21 protein-coding genes are annotated in these 23,234 nt (G+C 69.8%); 5 read left to right on the top strand and 16 right to left on the bottom strand.

Annotated elements, in window-relative coordinates:
- Positions 1-9 precede the first annotated feature (9 nt).
- The 4 genes from BUR28_RS19950 (at position 10) to BUR28_RS06290 (ending at position 3,278) form a co-directional block, all read left to right on the top strand.
- Positions 10-537, top strand: coding sequence for a hypothetical protein (locus tag BUR28_RS19950; RefSeq protein WP_074219342.1), 528 nt, complete (start codon positions 10-12; stop codon positions 535-537).
- Complete coding sequence (locus tag BUR28_RS19955) at positions 534-872, top strand: carboxypeptidase-like regulatory domain-containing protein (protein ID WP_074219343.1); 339 nt, start codon at positions 534-536, stop codon at positions 870-872. The genes BUR28_RS19950 and BUR28_RS19955 overlap by 4 nt, the downstream gene beginning before the upstream one ends.
- An 89-nt stretch (positions 873-961) precedes the next feature.
- A complete protein-coding gene (gene rimK / locus BUR28_RS06285; protein WP_074219344.1) occupies positions 962-2,419 on the top strand; it encodes a 30S ribosomal protein S6--L-glutamate ligase in 1,458 nt (485 codons plus the stop codon).
- 316 nt (positions 2,420-2,735) lie between these two features.
- Positions 2,736-3,278: a hypothetical protein gene (locus BUR28_RS06290; protein WP_074219345.1), complete on the top strand. Its 543-nt coding sequence runs from the start codon at positions 2,736-2,738 to the stop codon at positions 3,276-3,278.
- 36 nt (positions 3,279-3,314) lie between these two features.
- Here the strand turns inward: BUR28_RS06290 and BUR28_RS06295 are convergent, their stop codons facing one another.
- Positions 3,315-5,018, bottom strand: a complete 1,704-nt coding sequence (locus BUR28_RS06295) for a chloride channel protein (protein WP_074219346.1) — start codon at positions 5,016-5,018, stop codon at positions 3,315-3,317.
- Positions 5,019-5,104: 86 nt separating this feature from the next.
- Between BUR28_RS06295 and BUR28_RS06300 the strand changes: the two genes are divergently transcribed.
- Positions 5,105-6,478 carry an FAD-binding oxidoreductase gene (locus BUR28_RS06300; protein ID WP_074219347.1) on the top strand — a complete coding sequence of 458 codons (1,374 nt, stop codon included), beginning with the start codon at positions 5,105-5,107 and terminating at the stop codon, positions 6,476-6,478.
- Between the two features lie 334 nt (positions 6,479-6,812).
- On the opposite strand, the gene recN is transcribed toward BUR28_RS06300, so the two are convergent.
- The 15 genes from recN to BUR28_RS06375 form a co-directional block, all read right to left on the bottom strand.
- Positions 6,813-8,465 (bottom strand): DNA repair protein RecN, encoded by a 1,653-nt coding sequence (gene recN, locus BUR28_RS06305; protein WP_074219348.1) that lies wholly within the window; start codon positions 8,463-8,465, stop codon positions 6,813-6,815.
- 24 nt (positions 8,466-8,489) lie between these two features.
- Entirely contained in the window at positions 8,490-9,335 is an 846-nt protein-coding gene (locus tag BUR28_RS06310; RefSeq protein WP_083626480.1) for an outer membrane protein assembly factor BamD, read from the bottom strand.
- Positions 9,336-9,440: 105 nt separating this feature from the next.
- Positions 9,441-10,358: a UDP-3-O-acyl-N-acetylglucosamine deacetylase gene (gene lpxC / locus BUR28_RS06315; RefSeq protein WP_074219349.1), complete on the bottom strand. Its 918-nt coding sequence runs from the start codon at positions 10,356-10,358 to the stop codon at positions 9,441-9,443.
- Between the two features lie 307 nt (positions 10,359-10,665).
- Positions 10,666-12,306, bottom strand: coding sequence for a cell division protein FtsZ (gene ftsZ / locus BUR28_RS06320; RefSeq protein ID WP_074219350.1), 1,641 nt, complete (start codon positions 12,304-12,306; stop codon positions 10,666-10,668).
- Positions 12,307-12,679: 373 nt separating this feature from the next.
- The gene (gene ftsA / locus BUR28_RS06325) at positions 12,680-14,014 is read right to left on the bottom strand and encodes a cell division protein FtsA (protein ID WP_074219351.1); all 1,335 of its coding nucleotides are present in this window, start codon (positions 14,012-14,014) and stop codon (positions 12,680-12,682) included.
- The gene (locus BUR28_RS06330; RefSeq protein ID WP_074219352.1) at positions 14,014-14,889 is read right to left on the bottom strand and encodes a cell division protein FtsQ/DivIB; all 876 of its coding nucleotides are present in this window, start codon (positions 14,887-14,889) and stop codon (positions 14,014-14,016) included. Before BUR28_RS06330 ends, ftsA begins: the two co-directional genes overlap by 1 nt.
- Positions 14,877-15,755 carry a D-alanine--D-alanine ligase gene (locus tag BUR28_RS06335; RefSeq protein ID WP_254813797.1) on the bottom strand — a complete coding sequence of 293 codons (879 nt, stop codon included), beginning with the start codon at positions 15,753-15,755 and terminating at the stop codon, positions 14,877-14,879. Before BUR28_RS06335 ends, BUR28_RS06330 begins: the two co-directional genes overlap by 13 nt.
- Positions 15,756-15,849: 94 nt before the next feature.
- Positions 15,850-16,773 (bottom strand): UDP-N-acetylmuramate dehydrogenase, encoded by a 924-nt coding sequence (gene murB, locus BUR28_RS06340; RefSeq protein ID WP_074219354.1) that lies wholly within the window; start codon positions 16,771-16,773, stop codon positions 15,850-15,852.
- The gene (locus BUR28_RS06345) at positions 16,770-17,045 is read right to left on the bottom strand and encodes a hypothetical protein (RefSeq protein ID WP_074219355.1); all 276 of its coding nucleotides are present in this window, start codon (positions 17,043-17,045) and stop codon (positions 16,770-16,772) included. The genes murB and BUR28_RS06345 overlap by 4 nt, the downstream gene beginning before the upstream one ends.
- Positions 17,042-17,305 (bottom strand): DUF2484 family protein, encoded by a 264-nt coding sequence (locus BUR28_RS06350; RefSeq protein ID WP_074219356.1) that lies wholly within the window; start codon positions 17,303-17,305, stop codon positions 17,042-17,044. The genes BUR28_RS06345 and BUR28_RS06350 overlap by 4 nt, the downstream gene beginning before the upstream one ends.
- A 76-nt stretch (positions 17,306-17,381) precedes the next feature.
- Positions 17,382-18,569, bottom strand: a complete 1,188-nt coding sequence (locus BUR28_RS06355) for an APC family permease (RefSeq protein WP_074219357.1) — start codon at positions 18,567-18,569, stop codon at positions 17,382-17,384.
- A 5-nt stretch (positions 18,570-18,574) separates the two neighbouring features.
- On the bottom strand, positions 18,575-19,972 hold the full coding sequence (gene murC, locus BUR28_RS06360; protein WP_074219358.1) for a UDP-N-acetylmuramate--L-alanine ligase: 1,398 nt from the start codon (positions 19,970-19,972) through the stop codon (positions 18,575-18,577).
- 28 nt (positions 19,973-20,000) lie between these two features.
- A complete protein-coding gene (locus BUR28_RS06365; RefSeq protein ID WP_074219359.1) occupies positions 20,001-21,095 on the bottom strand; it encodes a UDP-N-acetylglucosamine--N-acetylmuramyl-(pentapeptide) pyrophosphoryl-undecaprenol N-acetylglucosamine transferase in 1,095 nt (364 codons plus the stop codon).
- Complete coding sequence (locus BUR28_RS06370) at positions 21,092-22,261, bottom strand: peptidoglycan glycosyltransferase FtsW (RefSeq protein ID WP_074219360.1); 1,170 nt, start codon at positions 22,259-22,261, stop codon at positions 21,092-21,094. The genes BUR28_RS06365 and BUR28_RS06370 overlap by 4 nt, the downstream gene beginning before the upstream one ends.
- A gap of 93 nt (positions 22,262-22,354) precedes the next feature.
- Entirely contained in the window at positions 22,355-23,167 is an 813-nt protein-coding gene (locus tag BUR28_RS06375; RefSeq protein ID WP_074219361.1) for a hypothetical protein, read from the bottom strand.
- Positions 23,168-23,234: the final 67 nt, after the last annotated feature.

Raw genomic sequence — 23,234 nt, forward strand, 5'->3', positions numbered from 1 at the left:
GGGAGAAACATGCTCAGCGCATTGACGTACCTGCTCGCCATGATCGGCGGTATCGCAGCGGTCGTCGGCGGGGTGATCTTCCTGTTCAAGCAAAAGACCGTGGTCACCCAAGAGGGCCAGGTCACGGACATCGACATTCCCTTTCTCGGCAAGGTCCGCAGCAATTACCCTTCGATCATCGTCGCCTTCATCGGCGCGGCGGTGATGATTTTCACGGTCTCGCGGGTGGACCCGACGGTGCCAACCATCGACCTGTCGGCGGATGTGGGCGTGGCCGAGGGCTCCCGGCGCAGCGGCCTGCCGGTGATCATCGCCGCCGTGCCCCAGCAGTACCTGGGCCTGACCACGCTGGACGAAACCGGCAAGGGCAAGTTCGATTTCACCGTCGAGAAGACGCCCGGAACCGCCTACAACGTGGTCGTCCTGCAACCGGTCGAGGTCACCGAAGACGGGATCACGCGCTATCAGTCGATCCATGGCCCCGCCCAGGTGACCGAGGACCAAAAGCACCTGATCTTCACCGGAGTACTGCGGTGAGCCCGCTCGCCCCCGCGCTTCTGGCCGCCGCGCTGGCCGCCTTGCCGGCGCTGCCCGCTCTTGCGCAGGACTCCGTCAGGGGCCAGGTCGTCACGCCCGCCGAACGCCCGGTTCAGGGCTACCCGGTGGTGATCACGCGGCAGGGCGACGGGGCCAGCTTCCTCGCGATTACCGATTACGGCGGATGGTATCGGCGCGACGGCCTGGGCCAGGGCCGCTACACCGCCAAGGGCGCCACCCAGAGCGGCCCCGGAGAGACCTTCGTGCTTTCCTCGGGCACGCACGGCACCAAGGAACTGCCGCGCCTCGTGGTGCAAACGGGCCGGCAATACTAAGGGGGCCCGGGCCTGCCGGGCAGGCGCCGCCCCGTGACACGGTCCGCCGGGTTTGCTAGGTGGCTTTGACAACCACCGGAGGGCGCCCCATGGCCGACGACACGATACCGGCGGATCAGCCTTTTCGCCTCGGGTGGGAAGAATGGGTGGCGCTGCCGGGGCTTGGCCTGCCCGCCATGAAGGCCAAGGTGGATACCGGCGCCAAGACGTCGGCCCTGCATGCCTTCGACATCGAACCCTTCGGCCCCGCCTCCCGGCCCAGGGTGCGCTTTGCCGTCCACCCCATTCCGGGCCGCGAGGATCTGTCGATCCCCTGCTCGGCCGAGATCATCGACCGGCGCGAGGTCACGTCCTCGAACGGCGATTCCGAATGGCGGTACGTGATCCCGGCCGATATCGAGGTCGGCGGACGCACCTGGCGGATCGAGCTGACTCTGACCCACCGGGGCGGCATGGCCTACCGGATGCTGCTGGGACGGCAGGCTCTGGGCGAGGACGTGGTGGTGAGCCCCGGCGACAGTTTCTGCCAGCCGAGGCTGTCCTACGACGTCTACCACACCGCCGAGGTGCGCCACGTCGCCCCCTCCCGCGTGCTGCGCATCGCCGTGATCAGCCGCGAGGCGACAAACTATTCCACCACCCGGCTGGTGGCCGAGGGCGAGGCGCGCGGCCACGTGGTCGAGGTGATCGACACCACGCGCTGCTACATGGCGCTGGATGCGCTGGCGCCCGACGTCCATTACGACGGCAAGCGCCTGCCCCGCTACGACGCAATCATCCCCCGCATCGGCGCCTCGGTCACCCCCTACGGGACCGCGGTGATCCGCCAGTTCGAGACGATCGGCACCTATTGCGTGAACGGCTCGGCCGGGATCACCGCAAGCCGCGACAAGCTGCACGCCCACCAGATCCTCGCCCGCCACCGGATCGGGATGCCGATGACGGCCTTCGCCGCCTCGCCCAAGGACACGAACAACCTGATTTCGCTCGTGGGCGGCGCGCCGCTGATCGTGAAGCTGCTGGAATCGACGCAGGGCAAGGGCGTGGTGCTGGCCGAAACCAAGAAGGCGGCGGAATCGGTGATCTCGGCGTTCCGCGGCCTGCGCGCCTCGTTCCTGGTGCAAAGCTTCGTCAAGGAAGCGGCTGGCGAGGATATCCGCTGCCTCGTCGTTGGCTCCAAGGTGGTGGCGGCGATGAAGCGCACCGGCGCCGAGGGCGATTTCCGCTCGAACCTGCACCAGGGCGGCCGGGCCGAGGCGGTGCGGATCACCCGGACCGAGCGCGAAACCGCGGTGCGGGCCGCGCGCGCCTTCGGGCTCAACCTCGCGGGCGTGGACCTGTTGCGCTCCTCCGAGGGGCCGAAGGTGCTGGAGGTCAATTCCTCGCCCGGACTCGAGGGAATCGAGAAGGCCTCGGGCAAGAACATCGTCGGGCTGCTCTATGACGAGATCGAGAAGCGCGTGCGGCCGCTGCCGGTGCCAAAGGGGCGGCGGCGGCGGAAGCCGGTGGCCACGTCCAAGACCCAGGGCCCCGACGAAACGCCCTGAGCCCGCAGAGGCCCCGGAGCGGGGGCCGGGTGCGACGCCGCCGGGCGCGCCGCAGCGCCGGCGCGCGGCCCTTGGGCAATGCGCGCGCTCGGCCGTCACCGCCAGCCCGCCGCGGCCAAGGCCAGCACCGGTCGGGGCGATGCGCACGCGCAATTGTGGTAGCATTGTTTCTCAAAACGGAGGACATCACCATGCGTGGCACACTCACAATCGTTTCAATTTCCCTGTCGATAGTCGGGACAGCCGGACTCACGGCCGAACGAAACACCATCGTCGTTGAAGGAAAGGAACTCTGCAGCGCACCGGGAATGTCGCGGTGCTGGAGGGCACGGAGGTGAGTTGCCAATGCCAGGACGGAATGGAGGAAATCGGGTCGTTTGGCCCCCCAGATGACAATCCGGATGACCCGGAAGAGAAGATGTGCGGCATGGATCTGTCTGGCCGCGACGGCATTGAACCGCCGGATCCCGACGTTCCGCCAAGCGGTGGGGGCGGCGGAGATCGCGGGGACGAACCCGACCCGGAACTGTGCCACCCAGACGACCTCCTGGCGAGTTTCAAGCCCATCGAGCAAGCCAATGAGCGTTGTATTGCCGGCGCGGCAGATGGTGCCAGTGCGACCGGAATTGTCGGAGGAACGAGCGGCTTTCTTTCCGGGTTGGTTTTCGTCAATCCCGGCGTGGTGGCGGCAACGGGCTGGACGTCGGTTTTCGCAGCGCTCGTTCAGTTCAACATCAGCTCGGACAGGTGTGCCGAAAACTTCTGTGCCGACGTCAAGAATGCGATGATTACTTGCGGCTACCCGGTTGCAATCTATGCAACGGGCGCCTCCGGCTCGATGTGCCGCTACTACCCTTGAGGAGGGCAGCCTGCTGGATGCCTGGCGGGATGCGTCTCAGGAATGCTCTTCCTCGGCCGTCATGGCCAGCGCCCGCGAATAGGCCCTGAGCGCATCGACGTGAAAGAGCGCACCCAGCAGTTCGGGGTCCTGGCCCTCGGTGCCGGGGGTCACGACGGGGATGAAGCCGTAGCCCCAGGTCTCGAACTCCGGCAGCGCCTCGTGCAGCGTCGCGTCGGGCGACAGCGTCACCCCTTGCGAGATCAGCTCGTCGCAAGCCTCCCGCGAGGCGGCGTTGGCGCTGTCCCTGGCCCGCATCAGCATGCCCGCCGTGAACAGCGACCGCAGATAGGCCTGCGGCCCCGCCGCGATCCGGGTGCCACGCCGTTCGAGCTGGGTGAGGAAGAAGGACCGGTGCACCAGCCGGCTGGCCAGCGCCGTCGACATCGAGACCGCCACCATCACCGCGAGGCCCGCCTGCCAGTCGCCTGTCAATTCGAACACGATCATCGTGGTCGAAATGGGCGCGCCCAGCACCGCTGCGGCCACCGCGCCCATGCCGGCCATGGCATACAGCGTCTCGGCTCCGGAAACGTTCGGAAAGATCGAGGTCGCCACGATGCCGAAGGCAAAGCCGGCGAGCGCGCCCACCATCAGCGAGGGCGAGAACATCCCGCCCCCCATCCGGCCGGCCATCGTCAGCGCCACGGCCACGCATTTCAGCAGGCAGAACACCACCGCCTCGTGAAAGAAGAGTTGCCCGGTGAGCGCCGCCGACGTCGTCTCGTAACCGACCCCGATGACATGCGGAAAGTAGATCGCCAGCGCCCCGAGGCCGAGCCCGGCCACCGCCGGACGCAGCCAGCGCGGCATGCGCGTGCGCCGCACCACGTCGTTCGCGATGTCCTCGGCCCAGAAGATGCTGCGCATCAGAACGACCGCGACCACGCCGCAGACAACCCCGAGCAACAGGTAGGCCGGCAGTTCGAAATAGAAGTCGAGATCGCCATGCTGGGGCAGGACGAACTCGGTCACGCCGCCGAATTCCAGCCGGTTGATGACCGTGCCCGACACCGCGGCGATGGTGATCGGGGCGAAGGCATGCACCGCGAAATGCCGCAACACCACCTCGAGCGCGAAAAGCGCCCCGGCGATCGGAGCGTTGAACGAGGCCGCGATGGCGCCCGCCACCGCGCAGCCCAGCAGGTCGCGCCCGGTGATCCCGTCAGCCTGGATCCGCGCAGAGACCCAGGAGGACATCACCGCCGCCATGTGCACGACCGGCCCCTCGCGCCCGGTCGAGCCCCCGGTCGACAGCGTGATCAGCGAGGCCAGCGCCGAGGCGAGACCGGCCTTGTGCTCGACCCGGCCCTCGTTCAGCGCCGCCCCCTCGATCACGTCGGCGACCGAGCGGACCCGGCCGTCATCGGTGAAGCGGTGCAGGATCAGCCCCACCACAAGGCCGCCGAGCACCGGGATCGCCAGGATCCAGCCCCAGTGCAGCGTTTCGGCGTAGCTGTGCAGGCGGTGCGGGTCGTCGACCCCGTAGAACGCCCTTTGCAGCGCGTCGATCCCCTTGCGGAAGCCCAGCGCGGCGAAGCCCGCGGCGATGCCGATCATCAACGCGATGAACCAGAACTGCACCTGGCTGGGGCCGCGCAGCCGCAAGACTCCCCAGGCGTTGCGCAGGGCGACGTAAGCTCTATCGATGGTTGCTATCGTTGCCCGTTGCGCGCCATCGAACACGGTTTTTCGCCTCATTCCCGCGGGCGTCGCGCGTCGCACTTTCCCAGGCCGCCCGTCTCGCCTAGGGTCCCCCCGGTGCATTCCCTGCAAGGAGGACTTCGATGTCAGTCTCCGAAGCCCTGACCGCGCTTGAGAAAATCCTAGGCGATCGGTTGAGCCGGTCCAAGTCCGATCTGGAGCTTCACGGGCGCAGCGAGGCGTACTTTCCCCTCACGCCGCCGGACGCGGTGGCCTATGCCGAGACGACCGACGAGGTCGCGGCGCTGGTGCGGGTCTGCGCCGAGCAGGGCTGCCCGGTGACGGGCTGGGGCGTGGGCACCTCGCTGGAGGGGCATGCGCTGGCCATGCAGGGCGGGGTCGTCGTGGACTTTGCCCGGATGAACCGGGTGATCGAGGTCCATCCCGAAGACATGGACGCCGTGGTGCAGCCCGGCATCACCCGCGAGGTCCTGAACAGCGAACTGCGCCATACCGGGCTGTTCTTCCCGGTCGATCCCGGGGCCAACGCGACGCTGGGCGGCATGGCCTCGACGCGCGCCTCGGGCACCACGACGGTGCGCTACGGCTCGATGCGGGACAACGTGCTGGGGCTGCAGGCGGTGCTGGCCGATGGCCGGGTGATCCGCACCGGCACGCGGGCGCGCAAATCGGCCTCGGGCTACGACCTGACGGGGCTCTTCGTCGGCGCGGAGGGGACGCTGGGGCTGATCACCGAACTGACGCTGCGCCTGCACGGGCAGCCCGAGGCGATCTCGGCGGCGATCTGTGCCTTCGACGCCATCGCCCCGGCGGTGGAGACGGTGATCCAGACGATCCAGCTGGGGCTTCCGATGGCGCGGATCGAGTTCGTCGACGCGGCGACGGCGGCCGCGGTGAACGCCTATGCAGGCGCGTCCTTTCCGGAGAAACCGCACCTTCTGGTCGAGTTCCACGGATCGCGCTCGGGGGTCGCGGAACAGGCCGAGGCGTTCGGCGAGATCGTCGCCGACAATGGCGGCGCGGGGTTCGACTGGTCCTCGCGCCCGGAAGAGCGGACCGCCCTCTGGACCATGCGCCACAACGCCTACTACGCCTGCCTCGGCCTGCGGCCCGGCGCCACGGCTCTGGTGACCGATGTCTGCGTGCCGATCTCGCGCTTGGCCGAGGCGGTGCAAGAGACCCGCGCGGACATCGCGGCCTCCCCGATCCCCGGCCCGATCCTCGGCCATGTGGGCGACGGCAACTTCCACGCGATCCTGCTGGTGGAGCGCGGGAATGACATGGAGCTGGCCGAGGCGAAACGGCTTGCGCACCGGATGGTGGAGCGTGCCCTGCGGCTGGGAGGAACGGCGACGGGCGAGCACGGGATCGGCGCGGGCAAGCGGGGATACATGGCGGCCGAGCACGGGGCGGCCTGGGACGTGATGGGCGCGATCAAGACGGCACTCGACCCTGAGGGAGTGATGAATCCCGGAAAGCTGTTGCGCGGCGCCTGAGCCGTCCCGCCCGTCCGGCACGCGGCGCCGACGGCGTGTCATGGGGGCGCGGCAGGCCCAAGGCAGGAGGGTGCTCCCGCCCCCGGCCGGCTCGGGGCTGGCGCCCCGCTTGTCCGGCGTTGGGCGTGGCGCGCAGCCTTGCGGCCGCGCGCGCCTCCGGCGGGAGTATTTCGGCCAAGAAGACGCGCAGGGCGCCGGTCGGACGGCCGTCCGCGTCGCGGCACGGGCGTGTCCGCGCACGGGGGGAGGCGGCAGGGCGCGCGGCGCCGGGACTTGCCCGTCCCAGGACCCGCGCGCGGTCAGGGGCGCGGCGATCCGGGTGCGGCCGGCGTCCTCATCCCTGCAGCAGCGCGCGGGCGGCCGCGCGCGCCTCTTCGGTGATCGTGTCGCCCGACAGCATCCGGGCGATCTCGTCCACCCGCGCGCCGTCGTCGAGCGCCGCAACCGAAGACAGGGTGGCGCCGGCCTCGACGCGCTTTTCCACCCGCCAGTGATGGGCGGCCCGCGCCGCGACCTGCGGCGAGTGGGTGACCGCCAGCACCTGCGCCGTTCGGCTGAGATCGGCCAGCCGCCGCCCCACCGCGTCGGCCGTCGCCCCGCCCACGCCGCGGTCGATCTCGTCGAAGATCAGCGTCAGCGGGCTCGTGCCCCTGGCCAGGCAGACCTTGAGCGCCAGCAGGAACCGCGAGAGTTCGCCCCCCGACGCGATCTTGTTCAACGGACCCGCCGGGGCGCCGGGATTGGTCGCCACCGTGAACGCCACCGCGTCGCGCCCGTCGGGGCCGGGTTCGGCCTCGGTGATCGCCGTGGCGAAGGCGGCGCGTTCCAGCTTGAGGGGGGCGAGCTCGTCGGCCATCGCCGCGTCGAGCCGCGCGGCCGCCGCCCGGCGGGCGGCCGTGAGCGCCGCGGCCGCCCGGTCATAGGCGGCCCCGGCGGCGTCGCGCGCGGCGCGCAGGTCGGCAAGATCGCCCTCGCCCGCATCGAGCGCCGCGAGCCGGGCGCGCAGGTCATCGGCGAAACCGCCGAGATCGTCGGGCAGCACCCCGTGCTTGCGCGCAAGCGCCCGGATCGCGAAGAGCCGTTCCTCGGCGCTCTCCAGCGATGCCGGGTCGAACTCCAGTGCCTCGATGCAGTCCTCCACCCCCTGCACCGCCTCGCCCAGTTCCACAAGCGCCCGTCCGAGCGCGCCGAGCGCCGGGTCGAGCCGCCCCTCGGCCCCGTCGGCCGCGCCCTCCAGCCAGCGCAAGGCATCGCCCATCCGGCCCTCGGCCCCCTCGCCCGGCCCGAGGGCGGCATGGGCCTTGGCGATATCGTCGCGGATCCGCTCTGCCGCCTGCATCATCCGCCGCCGCGCGTCCAGTTCCGCCTCTTCTCCGGGCCGCGGCGCGAGCGCGTCGAGTTCGCCGACCGCGTGGCGCAGGAACTCTTCCTCCGCTTTCAGAGTTGCCAGGCGGTCCTCGGCCTCCGCCAGGGCGCGGTCCGCCGTCGCGCGGGCGCGCCAGGTCCCGCGCACCTCGGCAAGCTCCGCATCGAGCGCGCCGAAGGCGTCGAGCAGCGCCCGGTGGCCGCGGCGGTTCAGGAGGCCGCGGTCGTCATGCTGGCCATGCAGTTCCACCAGCGTGTCGGCCAGCGCGCGCAGGACCTCGCCGGAGGCGCGCCGGTCGTTGACCCAGGCGGTCTTGCGCCCGTCGGCGGTATTGACCCGGCGCAGGATCAATTCGTCCTCGGCGGGCAGCCCCGCCTCTTCCAGCACGGCGCGGGCCGTGTGGCCCGCGGGCAGGTCGAACACCGCCGTCACCTCGCCCTGGGCCGCCCCGGCGCGCACCAGTTCGGCCCGGCCGCGCCAGCCGAGCACGAAACCCAGCGCATCGAGCAGGATCGACTTGCCGGCCCCGGTCTCGCCGGTCAGCACATTCAGGCCGGGCTGGAACGCCAGTTCCAACCGGTCGATGATCAGCAGGTCCCGGATATCGAGACTGCGCAGCATGCCCCCACCCTTTCGCCGGTCAGATCAGAGCCACTCGCCCTGGATCATCTGGCGATAGACCGTCCGAAGCCAGCCGGTGCCGCGCGGTTCGGGCGCAAGACCCCGGCCCTTCAGCAGGTTGAAGCCATCCTGATACCACTCGGTCCCCTGGAAGTTGTAGCCGAGAATCGCGCCCGCGGTCTGCGCCTCGCCATCGAGCCCGAGCGAGAGATAGGCCTCGATCAGCCGGTAAAGCGCCTCGGGCGTGTGGGTCGTGGTCTGGAAGTCCTCGACGACGACGCGGAAGCGGTTGATGGCCGCGGTATAGTGGCCGCGCTTGAGGTAATAGCGGCCCACCTCCATTTCCTTCGCGGCCAGATGGTCGAAGGCGAGGTCGAATTTCAGGATCGACGAACGGGCGTATTCGCTGTCGGGATAGCGCTCGATCACCGTGCGCAGCGCCTGCAGCGCCTGGAAGGTCAGCCCCTGGTCGCGCCCCACCAGATCGATCTGGTCGTAATAGGACAGCGCCAGCAGGTATTGCGCATAGGCCGCGTCCTCGTCGGCGGGGTAGAAGTCGATATAGCGTTGGGCGGCCACGCGCGCGTTTTCATAGTCGCGGTCTTGGTGATATGCGAAGGCCTGCATGATCAGCGCGCGCTTGGCCCATTCGGAATAGGGGTAAAGCCGCTCGACCTCGCCGAAGAGGCGCGCGGCCTCCTCCGGCTTGCGACGGGATTCGAGCTCGAACTCCGCCTTCTGGTAGATCTCCTGCGCGCTGAAGGTTTCGAGCGGCGGCGGGCGACGCGATCCTATGGCCCCGCAGGACGCGGTGAGCGCCAGAATCGTGATCGCCCCCACGGCCCGGATGCGCATTCTGCCGATCACCATATGCCTGCTACCCCATCCTCACGTCACCGCCTGCGCGATTATGCGGCTGTCCTAGCACAGATATCCGGGAGGCAAAACGCCCTTTGGGGCACGCGTTCGCTGGGGTCAGGCCACGGCCCGCAGATCGGCCGCGGCCAGACCGGCGCCGGGAAGGCGGTCTGCCATGGCCGGGCTGCAGGTTTCCAGCCGGAACGCGCCGGGGCGGGCAAAGACCGCGCGCAAAAGGCGGTTGGTCAGGGCGTGCCCGGCCCGTTCGCCACGATAGCGTCCGAGGATCGGGGCACCGGCCAGCGCCAGGTCGCCCAGCGCGTCCAGCATCTTGTGCCGTACCGGTTCGTCGGCGTGGCGCAGGCCGCCGGGGCTGAGCACCCGCTCGCCGTCGACCACGACAGCGTTCCGCAGCGTGCCGCCCAGCGCAAGACCGTTGGCCCGCATCGCGTCGACATCGGCGCTGCGGCAGAAGGTCCGGCTGTCGCACAACTCGCGCACGAAGCTGCCATTGGCCATGTTGAGTGCCTTGCGCTGATGGCCGATCGCGCCATCGGCGAAATCGATCTCGAACTCGATCTCGAGCGTGTCGGCCGGCGACAGGCTGGCGCGGGCGTCGCCATCGATCACCTCGACGGGTTCCAGGATGCGCAGCACCCGCGCCGGCGCGGCCAGGCGCCGCAATCCGCGTGACAGGAACCCTTCGACGAAGGGCTGGGCCGAGCCGTCCATCACCGGAAGCTCCGGCCCGTCGATCTCGATGAGCGCGTTGTGAATGCCGCACCCGGCAAGCGCGGCCATCAGGTGTTCGACCGTGGCGACCTCGGCCCGGGCATTCGCAAGTTTCGTGCACAGGCGGCAGGGCACGACCGCATCCCAGCGCGCGGGGATCAGCGCACGCGCGCCTTCCAGATCGGTCCGGCGGAACCAGATCCCGTATTCGGCCGAAGCGGGATGCACCGTCACCTGCACCCGCCGCCCGCTGTGGAGGCCGGTGCCGGAAAAGGAGATCGAGGATTTCAGCGTCGTCTGCACGGGGTCACCTGCTCATGTCGCCCGGGCTTCGCGTGGCCCGGCAAGTCTGACCTAAGCCTGCGGCGAATTGTACACAATTCAAACTTTGCAACCGTCTGAAACATCGGCCCCGCCGATTCGGCATATTCTCGCCGAATGGCCAGGATATTGTTTTGCAGCCATTTTTCCGGCCCTCGACGCTGGCGCCTGTCCGGCGTCACCGGACGGCTGTTTCACGGTGTAACGAAACCGGCCGCCTCCGTGAACGGCACCTGACACGAAAAAGGGGCCGGCGAACCGGCCCCCGTATTGCAGGCTTTCGCCCCCGTCAGTTCGCCTGGCGGCGCAGGAAGGCGGGAATTTCGATCCGTTCCTGCTCGGGATCGTCGTACTCCTCTTCCTCGTGCACGGGCGCGGCGCGGCCGTGCAGGGGCGGCTGCTGACGCATCGCGTGGGACGGCCGTTCGTACCCTTCGCCCTGCCCCGACATCCGGTGGATCAGTTCGCCGATGCCGAAGCGGCCGCGGCGCGGGTCCTCGGCGCCGTGTGCGGCGGGTTGCGCCTGCGGCTGCGGCTGCTGGCGCGGCTGCGCCTGCGATTGCGGCACCTTGCCCACGGCGGCGCGCAGGCGTTCCAGCGCCTCGGGCGTCGGGGTGCCCGGCGCGCGCGGACGAGGCGCCACGAAGCCCTGCGGCTCGGGCTGATACTCCGGCTCGTCGGCCGGCTGATAGGCCGGCGGCGGCAGGCCGTCATCGGCCGTCTGCGCCACGTGACCGCGATCGGCACCGGCGGTCGCCGGGTCGAACTCCTCGAACAGCGTCGGCTCCTCGACCGGGGCCTGGGAGACCTCGCGCACCGGTTCGGGCGCAGGGCGCTGGCGCTCGACGGCGGCGGGGCGCTGCGGTTCGCCCTGGCCGGTCGCGGTCTCGGCGACGGTCTCGGGACGCTGCAGAGGCTCGCTCATCGGGCGGCGCGGCAGCGGTGTTTCCGGCTTCTCGGCAACGCCGACGTCGATGCCGGTCGCCACGACCGAGACGCGCATCGTGCCCTCCATGTCCGGGTCGAGCGTGGAGCCGACGATGATGTTGGCATCGGCATCGACCACGTCGCGGATGCGGTTCGCCGCCTCGTCCAGTTCGAACAGGGTCAGGTCGTAGCCGCCGGTGACGTTGATCAGCACGCCGCGGGCGCCGTTCAGGCTGACTTCGTCCAGCAGCGGGTTGGCGATCGCCTTTTCGGCCGCCTGCACCGCGCGCTCTTCGCCCTCGGCCTCGCCGGTGCCCATCATCGCCTTGCCCATCTCGTCCATCACCGCGCGCACGTCGGCGAAGTCGAGGTTGATCAGGCCAGGCCGCACCATCAGGTCGGTGACGCCCTTGACACCCTGGTACAGCACATCGTCGGCCATCGAGAACGCCTCGGTGAAGGTCGTCTTCTCGTTGGCCAGGCGGAACAGGTTCTGGTTGGGGATGATGATCAGCGTGTCGACCACCTTCTGCAGACCCTCGACGCCCTCCTCGGCCTTATGCATCCGCTTGGCGCCCTCGAACTGGAAGGGCTTGGTGACGACGCCGACGGTCAGCACGCCGAGTTCACGCGCGGCCTGAGCGATGATCGGGGCGGCGCCGGTGCCGGTGCCGCCGCCCATGCCGGCGGTGATGAAGCACATGTGCGCGCCGGCGAGGTGATCGACGATCTGCTCGATCGATTCCTCGGCCGCCGCAGCGCCGACCTGCGGCCGCGCGCCCGCGCCCAGCCCCTCGGTCACCTTCACGCCCATCTGGATGCGCGCCGGCGCATTGGATTGCTTGAGCGCCTGGGCATCGGTGTTCGCCACCACGAACTCCACGCCTTCCAGGCATTTCTCGATCATGTTGTTCACGGCGTTACCGCCGGCGCCGCCGACGCCGAAGACCGTGATCCGGGGTTTCAGCTCGTCCTGCTCGGGCATGGATAGGTTCAATGTCATCTCCGGTCCGCCTGCTGTCGTTTCTAGTGCCCCGCCGGGCATCTTTCCCCAAAATCTTGCGCCATACTACTCAAGGGCTCTGGCAGCGTCACGAAAAAAACGTGGCATACACACAAAATCTGCACCATTCGCGGGCCATTTCTGCGGGATTTCGCCGATTTCACCACATTTGGGGGCAAAGGCGATTTGCCCGGGCACAAATGCGATTCGCACCCCTCCGAGGCGACGGCGTCACGGCTCCCGCAGGTCGAGGGCCTTTCTTCAGCGATATTCGGGCGACTGCTCGGCCTCCCGCCGGTCCTTGTTCGTGGACCTTTCGTTCATGATAGCAGATTCTCGCCCGGTCTGTCGCGGGTTTTCTGAGCTGCCTGGGCTACCAGTTCTCCTTGAACCAGCGCACCGCGCGCTTGAGCGAGCGGGCCGGGTAGCGTTCGGCCGGAATGTCGAAATCCCACCATTCGTCCTGCGGGTGCGCGGCGAAGAGACAAAGCCCCACCGAGGCCGCGAATCCGGGCCCGGTGGCCGATTGCGGCAAGCCCTGGATGCGCAGCGGCCGCCCCAGCCGCACCTGCTGGCCGAGTATCCGCGAGGCCAGCCCGTCGAGGCCGGGGATTTGGCTGCCGCCGCCCGTGAGCACGATCTGCCGCGAGGGCAGATGCTCGAACTCGGCGGCGTCGAGCCGGGCGCGCACCTCCTCGAGGATTTCCTCGACGCGGGGGCGCATGATCCCGATCAGCTCGGTCCGGCTCACGGTGCGGGTGTCGCGCTCGTAGTCGCCGCTGTCGCCGCCCAGGTCGATCATCTCGCGGTCGTCCATGCCGGTCGCCACGACGCCGCCATAAAGCGTCTTGATCCGTTCCGCGGTCGACAGCGGCACGTGCAGCCCCTTGGAGATGTCGGCAGTGACGTGATCGCCGCCCATCCGCACGCTGTCGGCATAGATCATGTGTTTCTTGATGAACACGGAAAGGCCGGTCGCCCCCCCGCCGAGGTCGATGCAGGCGCCCCCCAGTTCCTGTTCGTCCTCCACCAGCGCCGACATGCCCGCGGCATAGGCCGACGACGCGAGCCCGGCGAGTTCCAGATCGCACCGCTTCACGCAATGCACCAGGTTCTGAACCGCCCCCGCGTCGACCGTCAGCAAGTGCATGTCGCAGGCCAGCCTGTGGCCGATCTGGCCCCGCGGGTCCACGAGCCCGGAGCGGTGGTCGAGGGCGAAGTTCACCGGCTGGGCATGCAGCACCTCGCGCCCCGCGCCGATCGGCGGCACCTCGCAGGCGGCCAGAACGCGCGCGATATCGGCCTCGCTCGCCGTGGTCTCTTCAAGCTCCACCTCGCCCGCCAGCCCGTAGGAGCGCGGCCCCGCCCCCGAGAAACAGGCGATGACATGGTCGACGCGCACCTGCGCCATCTTCTGGGCGGCCTGCACCGCGGTGCGGATCGCGCGCTCGGCCTCGTGCATGCCGTGGATTTCGCCGAAGCGCACCCCGCGCGAACGGGTCGTCGCCGCGCCGATCACGCGGAACCGCGACTGTCCGGCCAGCGCGCCGATCTGCTCGACCCCGCCCGCCGGTCGGATCCCGTCGAAGCGCAGCACGAGGCAGGAGATCTTGGAACTGCCCACGTCGAGAATGGCGATCACGCCCCGGTCCATCGCCTGCTTGCGCATCCGCCGCATCGCCCGCTGGGCCTGGTAGAGATCGGTCATCAATTCGTCGCTCCTGATTGAAGTCTTCTTATCCGCCTGAATTCCTCGACCGCCTCGGGCGCCAGCCGCACCGTGGGGCGCACCGGGTTGCGCAGGTCGACCACCTGGATGTTGCGCCCCAGCATGTCGTTGACCTGGTTGAGCGCGATCACGCGCTCCAGCGTCGCCACCGCGCCGGTCTCGGGCAGCAGGATGCGCTGGTCCCGATCCAGCACCACGTCCCAGCGCCGCTCGCCGACCCGCACCAGCCCGCGCAGGCGGGCCTTGATCGGGGTCGCCGCGGCGACGAGTTGCAACGCCTCGGGCACCGCGCGCGCCGCGCCCTCGCCGGCGACAAGCGGCAGGTCGGGCCGACCGCCCCGCGCCTCGAGCGGCGCGACGCGGTTGCCCTGCGCATCGAGCAGGTCTAGGCCGCCGCGGCCGCGCCAGACGACCGCCGGCACCCGCTCTTGCACCTTCATTTCCAGGATGCCGCCGGGCCGGATCCGCAGTTCGGCCGATTTCACCGCGTCAAGCTCCAGCACCGTCCGGCGCATCGCGCGCAGGTCGAGGTCGAAAGACGAGACCGGGAAGTCCAGCGGCAGAAGCTCGCGGATATCTTCGTCGACCGAGGGAGAGGCCCCGTCGATCGCCATCAGCTTGACCATGAATTCGGGGCGCGTTTCGACTTGCCGGCGAATGTCGGTGATCTGCGCCGCGAGCGCCTCGCGCCGGCCCGCGTCTGCAAGCCATAGCGCCGGGATGGCGACGAGCACGGCGAGCGGCAGCCCCTTCACCAGCGCCTTGCGCACCAGCGGCGTGAGCCACAGCCGCTGCAGCCGGTAGGCCCAGCGCGACGGCGCCGGATCGCGCGGCGGCACCGTCAGCGCGCACATGAGGCGTCCTCCACGATCCAGCGGCAGAGCGCGCCGAAGGACAGCCCGGACCGGGCCGCCTGCTCGGGCGCGAGCGAGGTCGGCGTCATGCCAGGCTGGGTGTTGGTTTCCAGAAGGATCAGCCCATCCAGCCCGCGCGCCTCGTCCCACCGGAAATCGGTACGGCTCAGGCCCCGGCAGCCCAGCGCCTCATGCGCGCGCAGCGCGTAGTCGAGGCAGGCGTCGAACACCTCCTGGGGAATCTCCGCCGGCACGACATGGCGCGAGCCGCCCTCGGCATACTTGGCGTGGTAGTCGTACCAACCCTCGGTCACGATGTCGGTCACGGTGAAGGCCCGGTCGCCCATCACGGTCGTCGTCAGCTCGCGCCCCGGCGCGTAGGCCTCGACCATGACCGTGTCGGGCATGTCTTCGCCCAGGTGCGGCGGCGCGTCGGCGGCCTCCCGCACGATGTGGATGCCGACCGACGAGCCCTCGTTGTTCGGCTTGACGACGTAGGGCGGCGCCATCACGTGCCGCGCGGCGACCTCGTCCTTGTCCGCCAGCAGGCTCTCGACCACCGGCAGGCCGGCGGCGCGATACACCGCCTTGGTGCGCTCCTTGTCCATCGCCAGCGCCGAGGACAGCACGCCCGAATGGGTATAGGGCAGCCCCAGCCATTCCAGCAGCCCCTGCACGCAGCCATCCTCGCCCCAGCGGCCATGCAGCGCGTTGAAACAGACATCGCGAGACAGGTCCGCCAGGCGCGCGGGCAGATCCTGCCCGGCGTCGACCTCGACCACGTCGAAACCTTCCCCACGCAGGGCCGCGGCGCATTCGCGCCCAGACGACAGCGAAACCTCGCGTTCGACCGAGGGACCGCCCATCAATACCGCCACGCGGGGGGGTGTCCTGCTCGACTTACCCGCCACCAGTGCCTCTTGTCCGGGGCGTCTTGCGGCCCCGTTCGATTATGGGTTCTCAAGGGGCCGGTTCGCCGACCCTCATGATCTCCCACTCTAGCTCTATTCCGCTGTTTTGGAAAACCCTTTTTCGGACGTCCTCGCCCAGGCCTTCCAGCTCGGCGGCGGTCGCGCCCCCGGTATTGGTCAGGAAGTTCGCATGCTTTTCCGACATCTGCGCGCCACCCCGGCGCGCGCCGCGCATGCCCGCCTCCTCGATCACCTTCCACGCCTTCAGTTCGTGCGTGTCGTCGGCGCGCCCGGTCGAACTGAAGCCCGCGGGGTTGCGGAAGGTCGACCCGGCGGTGCGGTCCTTCGTGGGCTGGGTCGCGTCGCGTTTCGCGAGTTGCTCCTCCATCCGTGCCGCCAACGCGTCCGGCTCGCCCCGTGGCCCTTGCAGAACGGCCGAGGTCAGGACCCAGCCCTCGGGCAGGTCGGTCTGGCGATAGCGGAAGTCGAGCTCCCGGGCGTCCAGCATCACCACCTCGCCGGCCCTCGTCACCGCCTCCGCCGAGACGAAGACATCCGCGACATAGCGCCCGTAGCAGCCCGCGTTCATCCGCACCGCGCCGCCGATGGCGCCCGGAATGGTGCGCAGGAAGGTCAGATCGAGGCCCGCCGCCGCCGCCCGGCGCGCCACATGGGAATCCAGCGCCGCCGCCCCGGCGACCACCTGGCCGTCGCGCATCTCGATCCCGTTGAAGCCGCGCCCGAGGCGGATCACCACCCCGCGAAGACCGCCGTCGCGGACGATGAGGTTGGACCCGACGCCCATCGGGAACACCGGCATCTCGGGCGGCAACGCGGCGAGGAACGCGGCAAGGTCGTCCCGGTCGGCGGGCTGGAACAGCCAATCCGCCGGTCCGCCGACGCGCAGCCAGGTCAGGTCCGCGAGGCTCCGGTTCTCGGTCAGCACGCCCCGGACTGCGGGCATCTCGGTCATTCGCCGCCTCCTATCCGCGCGCCCAGCGCATAGAGCAGCGCCGACAGGATCGCAACGCCCCCCCAGGGGCCGGCCACCGCCATCGGCGCGACGGCCGCCTCGGCCTGCGCGCGGAGGGCGGCCCAGACAAGCCAGACCAGCGCGGTGTAAAGCCCGAAGAGGACCAGAAAGGCACGCCATGCCCGGTTCAACCCGTGGGACAGCGCGGCATAGGCGACCAGCGGCGCCGCCGCCCAGCCCGCATAGGCCAGGAGCACCGTGGGCCCCGTCATTCCTCGCGGTGGCGCCGGCGCAGCGGGCGCAGCAGCCAGCGGCCGAAATAGAGCACCGGCCAGCGGAGCACCGAGACGCCGCACCCCAGCGCGACGAACCCCCAGACCGGGCCGTTCTGATAGGTGACAAGACCGAGGATCGGGATGCCCACGGCGATCAGCCCGTACGCGGCGCGCCAATGGTGCCGCTCGGGCAAGAGGCTGCCGAGGCCGCTGGCGACGACAACCCAAAGGCAGGCAAGGACCAGCGAGGGGGTCATACCACGTCCTCCAGACGTAAGGTGGCGCGGCCGGCGCGAGCCGGCGGGTAGACGTCAGAGCCGCACGGCATCCGTCTCATGCCAATCCTCCCAGCGACAGCGCGAGCGCGGCGACGGCCGTCGCGACGCCCGCCCAGGGTACCCACCCGGCCACGCGGAACGGCGCGTCGGGCGCGCGCCGCTTCAGCGCGATGAGCGAGACGTCCACCAGCGCGAAGACCGTCAGCAGCACGACCGACGTGACGCCCGCCAGCGACGCGATCGGCAGCGCAAGCGCCGCGGCGATCACCCCCGCCCCCACCAGGAGGGTCGCCTTCACCGGCGTGCCGAAGCGCGGATGGGCGTGGTGGAAGGTCGCCAGCCGCGGCTCCCGCCGGCCCAGTCCGAAAAGGACACGCGCGGCCATCACGATCTGGGCCAGCACGCCGTTCAGCGCCGCCGCGACCGCGATCAGCGACAGGAAATCGGCATTGCCGCCGGTCCCGCGCTCCCACACCAGCGCCAGGGGCCGCTCGGTGGCGGCGAGATCGCCCGCAGGCACCGCGCGCACGGCGGCGATGCACACCGCGGCATAGACGGTGGTGGTGATCGCCAGCGCCAGCAGGATCGCGCGCGGCAGCGTCCGCGCGGGGTCGGAGACCTCCTCGGCCATGTTGACCATGTCCTCGAAGCCGATGAAGGCGTAGAAGGCCAGCACCGCGGCCAGCCCCAGGCCAGCCCAGGGGACGGGGGGCGGCGCGCTCCAGTCGGGCACCGGCGCGGCCCCGAGACCGGCATAGACCACCATGGCAAGCCCCAAGAGTTCGGCGACCGTGAAGAGGGCGGCCAGCGCCAGGCTTTCCAGCACCCCCAGCGCGGCCACGGCGACCAGCGCGGCGCCCAGGACGACGACGACCGGCGCAACGGGCATGTCGATCACCGAGACCATGTAGCCCGCACCGCCCCGCAGGACGGCCGCCGCCGACACCGTGCCCGCCAGCACGATGGCCGCGCCCACGGCCACCGACAGCCAGTGCAGGCCCAGCCCCTGGGCGACATAGGCCGCCTCGCCCGCGGCCTCGGGCAGGCGGGTTGAAAGCTCCGCATAGGACAGCGCCGAGGGTGCCGCGACAAGCCCCGCGAGCAGGAAGGCCAACGGCGCCCACAGCCCCGCAGCCCCAGCGACCGCGCCAACCAGAACGGAGATGCCCGCGCCCACCATCACGCCGATTCCGTAGGCGGTCAGCAGGCCGGGTCCGATGCGGCGTTTGAGGGCCTCGGCCATCGCCCCTAGCCTTGCAGCCGTTTCGGCAACCCGTTCGCCCAGGCGCTGATCGTCCCGGCGCCGAGACAGACCACCATGTCGCCCGGGCGGGTCTGTTCGCGGACCAGCCGTTCCAGATCGTCCTCGGACAGGATCGCGCGTGCGTGCCGGTGGCCGTGGCGGATGAGGCCCTCCACGAGGTCGTCGCGAGAGGCGCCCTCGATCGGGTCTTCGCCGGCGGCATAGACCTCGGCGATGGCGACCACGTCGGCGTCGTTGAAGCAGGTGCAGAACTCGTCGAACAGCGAATGCAGCCGCGAATAGCGGTGCGGCTGGTGCACGGCGATCACGCGGCCTTCGGTGGCCTGGCGGGCGGCCCTCAGCACCGCGGCGATCTCGACGGGATGGTGGCCGTAATCGTCGATGATGCTGACGCCGCCCACCTCGCCCACGCGGGTGAAGCGGCGGTTGACGCCCTTGAACCCGGCGAGCGCGGCGCGGATCTCGTCCCCCTTCATGCCGAGGTGGCGCGCCACGGCGACGGCCGCCAGCGCGTTCGACACGTTGTGGTCCCCCGGCATCGGCAGGGTGCAGCCCTCGATCAGCTTGCCCTCGGCCTGAAGCGCGACGTCGAAATGCGCTACGCCGGCTTCGTAGCGCAGGTTCACCGCGCGCACGTCGGCCTGGGCGTTGAACCCGAAGGTCACCACCTTGCGGTCGGTGATCCGGCCCACCAGCGTCTGCACCTCCGCGTGATCGGTGCAGCAGACGGCCAGCCCGTAGAACGGGATGTTCGACACGAAATCGTGGAACCCCTGGCGCAGCGCGTCGAAATCGCCCCAGTGTTCCATGTGCTCGGGGTCGATATTGGTGACGATGGCGATGGTCGCGGGCAGGCGGTTGAAGGTCCCGTCCGACTCATCGGCCTCGACCACCATCCACTCGCCCTCGCCCATCCGCGCGTTCGAGCCGTAAGCGTGGATGATCCCGCCGTTGATGACCGTGGGGTCGAGCCCGCCCGCATCCAGGAGCGTGGCGACCATCGTCGTGGTCGTCGTCTTGCCGTGCGTGCCCGCGACGGCCACGTTCGAGCGCAGGCGCATCAGTTCGGCCAGCATCTCGGCCCGGCGCACCACCGGCAGGCCCCGGATGCGCGCGGCGTCAAGCTCTGGGTTGCCGGGCTTGATCGCGGACGAGATCACCACGACCTCGGCATCCTCGAGGTTCTCGGCCCGCTGGCCCTCGAAGATCGTGGCGCCCAGCCCCTTCAGCCGCTCGGTGATCTTCGTCGCCTTCAGGTCGGAGCCCTGCACCCGGTAGCCGAGGTTCAGCAGCACCTCCGCGATCCCCGACATGCCGATGCCGCCGATGCCCACGAAATGGATTGGCCCCACATCGGTCGGAAGCTTGGTCGCCGCGTTCATCCACTCCATCCCTCGTGCGAAATTCATCCTACTGCCCCTCTCCGCCCAATGCCTCGACGATTTCGACCAGCCGGTCCGTCGCGTCCGGCCGCCCGCAGGACAGCGCGGCCCGCGCCATCTGCGACGCCCCCTCGGGCTGCTCGAGAACCGTGGCGATTTGCGCCGCGAGGGCCGCAGGGTCAAGCGCGGATTCCGGGATCCGGATCGCGCCGCCCGCCTCGACCAGCCCGCGGGCGTTGGCGGTCTGGTGGTCGCCGGTCGCATAGGGATACGGGATCAGGATCGCCGGCCGCCCGATCACCGAGATATCGGCGATGGAGGACGCGCCCGCGCGGCTGATCACCAGTTGCGCCTCGGCAAGCCGCGCCGGGATGTCGTCGAAGAACGGGCGCACCTCCGCCTCCACCCCGACCTCGGCATAGGCCGCCGTGACGCGGGCAACGTCCTCTTCGCGGGCCTGGTGGGCGACGCGGATGTGGCGACGCAGACCGTCGGGAAGCTGCGCGACGGCCGCGGGCACGGTATCCGAGAGCGCCCGCGCGCCCTGGCTGCCGCCGATCGCCACCAGGCTCATCGGGTAATCGCCGGGCGGGATGTAGGGCGCGCCCGCGCGGTCGAGCACGGCGGCGCGCACCGGGTTGCCGGTGTGCCAGCCCTCGACGCCCTCGGGCAGTTCCGTGGGCCATGTCCCGCAGGCGACCGCATGAACGCGCTTGGCATACAGTTCGTTGACACGGCCGAGCAGGCCGTTCTGCTCGTGGATCATCCGCGGCAGCTTCAGCGCGATGGCGGCGGTCAGCGCCGGGAAGGACGGGTAGCCGCCGAACCCCGCGACGACGTTCGGCCTGTCGCGCAGCATGCTGACCAGCGCGGCCAGCACGCCCGCGCCCAGCCGGAAGGGCGCGACGACCCGTTCGGCCAGCCCGCCGCGCGCCAGGCTGTCGGCCGCGACGCGCTGGATTTGGACCTCGCGCGGGAAACCGCCCGCGTAGCGCGCGCCCCGCGCGTCGGTCGAAAGCTTCACCCGCCAGCCGCGGGCCAGCATCGCCTCGGCCAGCGCCTGGGCGGGGAACATGTGCCCCCCCGTCCCGCCCGCGGCGATCACGAGGAGCGGCGCGCTCATGGCTGCCTCCGGCGTCGCAGGATGTCCCCGATTTCGCCCTGGGGCCGCGTGCGGGTGAGTGCCAGCAGCATCCCCACCGTGATCCCGCCCGCGATCAGCGACGAGCCGCCGTAGCTGACGAAGGGCAGCGTCATGCCCTTGGCCGGCAACAGCTTGACCGCCACGCCCATGTTGATCAGCGCCTGCACGCCGAAGGCGCAGGCAAGGCCGGTGCCGGCGAGCCGGGTGAAGGTGTCCCGCTCGCGCATCAGGCGAAACAGGGAGCGCAGCACGATCACCGCGTAGAGCAGGATGATCGCCACCACCATCACCAGCCCGTATTCCTCGGCGGCGACCGCGATGATGAAATCGGTATGGGCATCGGGCAGCGACCATTTCACCTGCCCCTCGCCCACGCCCACGCCGAAGAAGCCGCCCTCCTGGATCGCGTTGACCGCGTAGCCCAGCTGCGTGCGCGGGTCGATCTCGGGGTTGAGGAACCCGTCGATGCGGCGGGCGAAATGCTCGGAACTGTGATAGGCGAGGCTGCCCCCCGCGACCACGCCCCCGGCAAGCGCCACCAGCACTACGAAGGACGCGCCGGCCACGAAGTAGATCACGCCCCAGGCGAACAGGATCAGCGCCGCCTGCCCGAAATCGGGCTGGAGCGCGAGGAAGCCCACCACCACCAACGCGACGCCCAGCGACATCGCGCGGCCCGGCGGGCCGTTCAACTCCTGCGCGGCGGCCATCATCCAGGCGGCGAGGATCACGAAGCCGGGTTTGAGGAATTCTGACGGCTGGACGGAGGCGAAGCCGAGCGAATACCACCGCACCGCGCCCTTGCCGAAATCGGTACCGAAGACCGGCAGCAGGGCGAGCGCGACGAAGGCCGCGAAAAAGCCCAGCACACCCAGCCGGCGCACGAGGTCGGGCGACATCATCGAGAAGACCAGCATCGTCGCCAGCGCCATGCCGCCGAAGACGACCTGGCGCTCGACGTAATGGAACGCCTCGAAGCCGTTCTTGGCGGCCAGCGGCGGCGATGCGGCAAGCCCGAGCAGCAGCCCCACCCCGAACAGCATCAGCACGCAGGACAAGGCCCACTTGTCGACCGTCCGCCACCACCGCGGCAACACCGCTTCGCCCGCGCGAATGGGCGCGGTCCCGTAGACCATTTCCGTCATGGGCGCACTGCCTCGACTGCCTCTTTGTCGCCCGTTTGCCGGGTCTGGTGCTCAGTGTAACGCCAAACCCGCCTTGGCGCCAGTCCGGAAAGGTTACCGGGACGGGGCGGCGCGCCGCCGCCGGGCGGCAAGAGCCGCGAAGGGAACGAGCGCGCCCAGCATCAGCGGGATCGTCGCGGGAAGTGGGATCGGCGTGGCGGACAGGACAAACCCGTAGTCGATGCCGTCATAAATGGTCAGCGTGCGTGCCTCGCGGTCGACCTTGGAGATATAGGCATGGCCCCGGAACGACGCGTTCGGCCAAGGGCCCTTCGGATAGTCGTAGAACTTGCGCGTGCCGTACTGACAGTAATAGAACGGCGCCGCTTGCGGGATGTCGCGGCATGTCGAGGTCTTGTTCTTGACGTCCATGAAGGCGTAGGGCGCAACGATATTCCCGTCGAGATCGTAATTCGCGTGAACGGCCTGCGACCAGAAATAGTCCTCCTTGTAGTCGGACGAGACCTCGCGCCACTGCACGCGGATCTGCAAGCCGCCGAAGGTGGGGGCGGCGACGGCGTTGAACAGCGTGACCACCATTTCGCCGTCCACGCTCAGCGCGTTGTCGTCGTCGTCCTTGGTCACGAGCGTCCACGCGTCGGCCTGTGCGGCGTTCCACGCTTCGAACGACTGGCCGAAGAAGGTGTCGCCCTTTCCCCCGAGCGCGCTCTTGCTGATCGTCGCCGTCGACGTGCAATCCTTGTATCGTCGGCCGGTCTTGACATTGGTGCAGAACGGGGTCGTCGCCACGACCTCCGTCTTGCCGTCGATCTTGAGCGTGGCCGCCGCGGCCTCTCCGCCGGCAACCGGCCCCAGAAGCGCCGCCACAAGGCCGAGTCGTAACGTGCGTGCGAGGCGGTCGATCATGTCCTGTCCTTTCGCTGCCTTGGCGAAAGGATCGGCCTTCCCGGCCCCGCGGGCATTGATCCTCGTC

The organism is Rhodovulum sp. ES.010 (genome assembly GCF_900142935.1).
In the GTDB taxonomy this organism is placed as follows: domain Bacteria; phylum Pseudomonadota; class Alphaproteobacteria; order Rhodobacterales; family Rhodobacteraceae; genus Rhodovulum.

Coding starts and splice junctions, on each gene's coding strand:
- BUR28_RS19950 (WP_074219342.1), top strand. CDS start 10: ATGCTCAGCGCATTGACGTACCTGCTCGCCATGATCGGCGGTATCGCA.
- rimK (WP_074219344.1), top strand. CDS start 962: ATGGCCGACGACACGATACCGGCGGATCAGCCTTTTCGCCTCGGGTGG.
- BUR28_RS06295 (WP_074219346.1), bottom strand. CDS start 5,018: ATGAGGCGAAAAACCGTGTTCGATGGCGCGCAACGGGCAACGATAGCA.
- BUR28_RS06300 (WP_074219347.1), top strand. CDS start 5,105: ATGTCAGTCTCCGAAGCCCTGACCGCGCTTGAGAAAATCCTAGGCGAT.
- recN (WP_074219348.1), bottom strand. CDS start 8,465: ATGCTGCGCAGTCTCGATATCCGGGACCTGCTGATCATCGACCGGTTG.
- BUR28_RS06310 (WP_083626480.1), bottom strand. CDS start 9,335: ATGGTGATCGGCAGAATGCGCATCCGGGCCGTGGGGGCGATCACGATT.
- ftsZ (WP_074219350.1), bottom strand. CDS start 12,306: ATGACATTGAACCTATCCATGCCCGAGCAGGACGAGCTGAAACCCCGG.
- ftsA (WP_074219351.1), bottom strand. CDS start 14,014: ATGACCGATCTCTACCAGGCCCAGCGGGCGATGCGGCGGATGCGCAAG.
- BUR28_RS06330 (WP_074219352.1), bottom strand. CDS start 14,889: ATGTGCGCGCTGACGGTGCCGCCGCGCGATCCGGCGCCGTCGCGCTGG.
- BUR28_RS06335 (WP_254813797.1), bottom strand. CDS start 15,755: ATGGGCGGTCCCTCGGTCGAACGCGAGGTTTCGCTGTCGTCTGGGCGC.
- murB (WP_074219354.1), bottom strand. CDS start 16,773: ATGACCGAGATGCCCGCAGTCCGGGGCGTGCTGACCGAGAACCGGAGC.
- BUR28_RS06345 (WP_074219355.1), bottom strand. CDS start 17,045: ATGACGGGGCCCACGGTGCTCCTGGCCTATGCGGGCTGGGCGGCGGCG.
- BUR28_RS06350 (WP_074219356.1), bottom strand. CDS start 17,305: ATGACCCCCTCGCTGGTCCTTGCCTGCCTTTGGGTTGTCGTCGCCAGC.
- BUR28_RS06355 (WP_074219357.1), bottom strand. CDS start 18,569: ATGGCCGAGGCCCTCAAACGCCGCATCGGACCCGGCCTGCTGACCGCC.
- murC (WP_074219358.1), bottom strand. CDS start 19,972: ATGAACGCGGCGACCAAGCTTCCGACCGATGTGGGGCCAATCCATTTC.
- BUR28_RS06365 (WP_074219359.1), bottom strand. CDS start 21,095: ATGAGCGCGCCGCTCCTCGTGATCGCCGCGGGCGGGACGGGGGGGCAC.
- BUR28_RS06370 (WP_074219360.1), bottom strand. CDS start 22,261: ATGACGGAAATGGTCTACGGGACCGCGCCCATTCGCGCGGGCGAAGCG.
- BUR28_RS06375 (WP_074219361.1), bottom strand. CDS start 23,167: ATGATCGACCGCCTCGCACGCACGTTACGACTCGGCCTTGTGGCGGCG.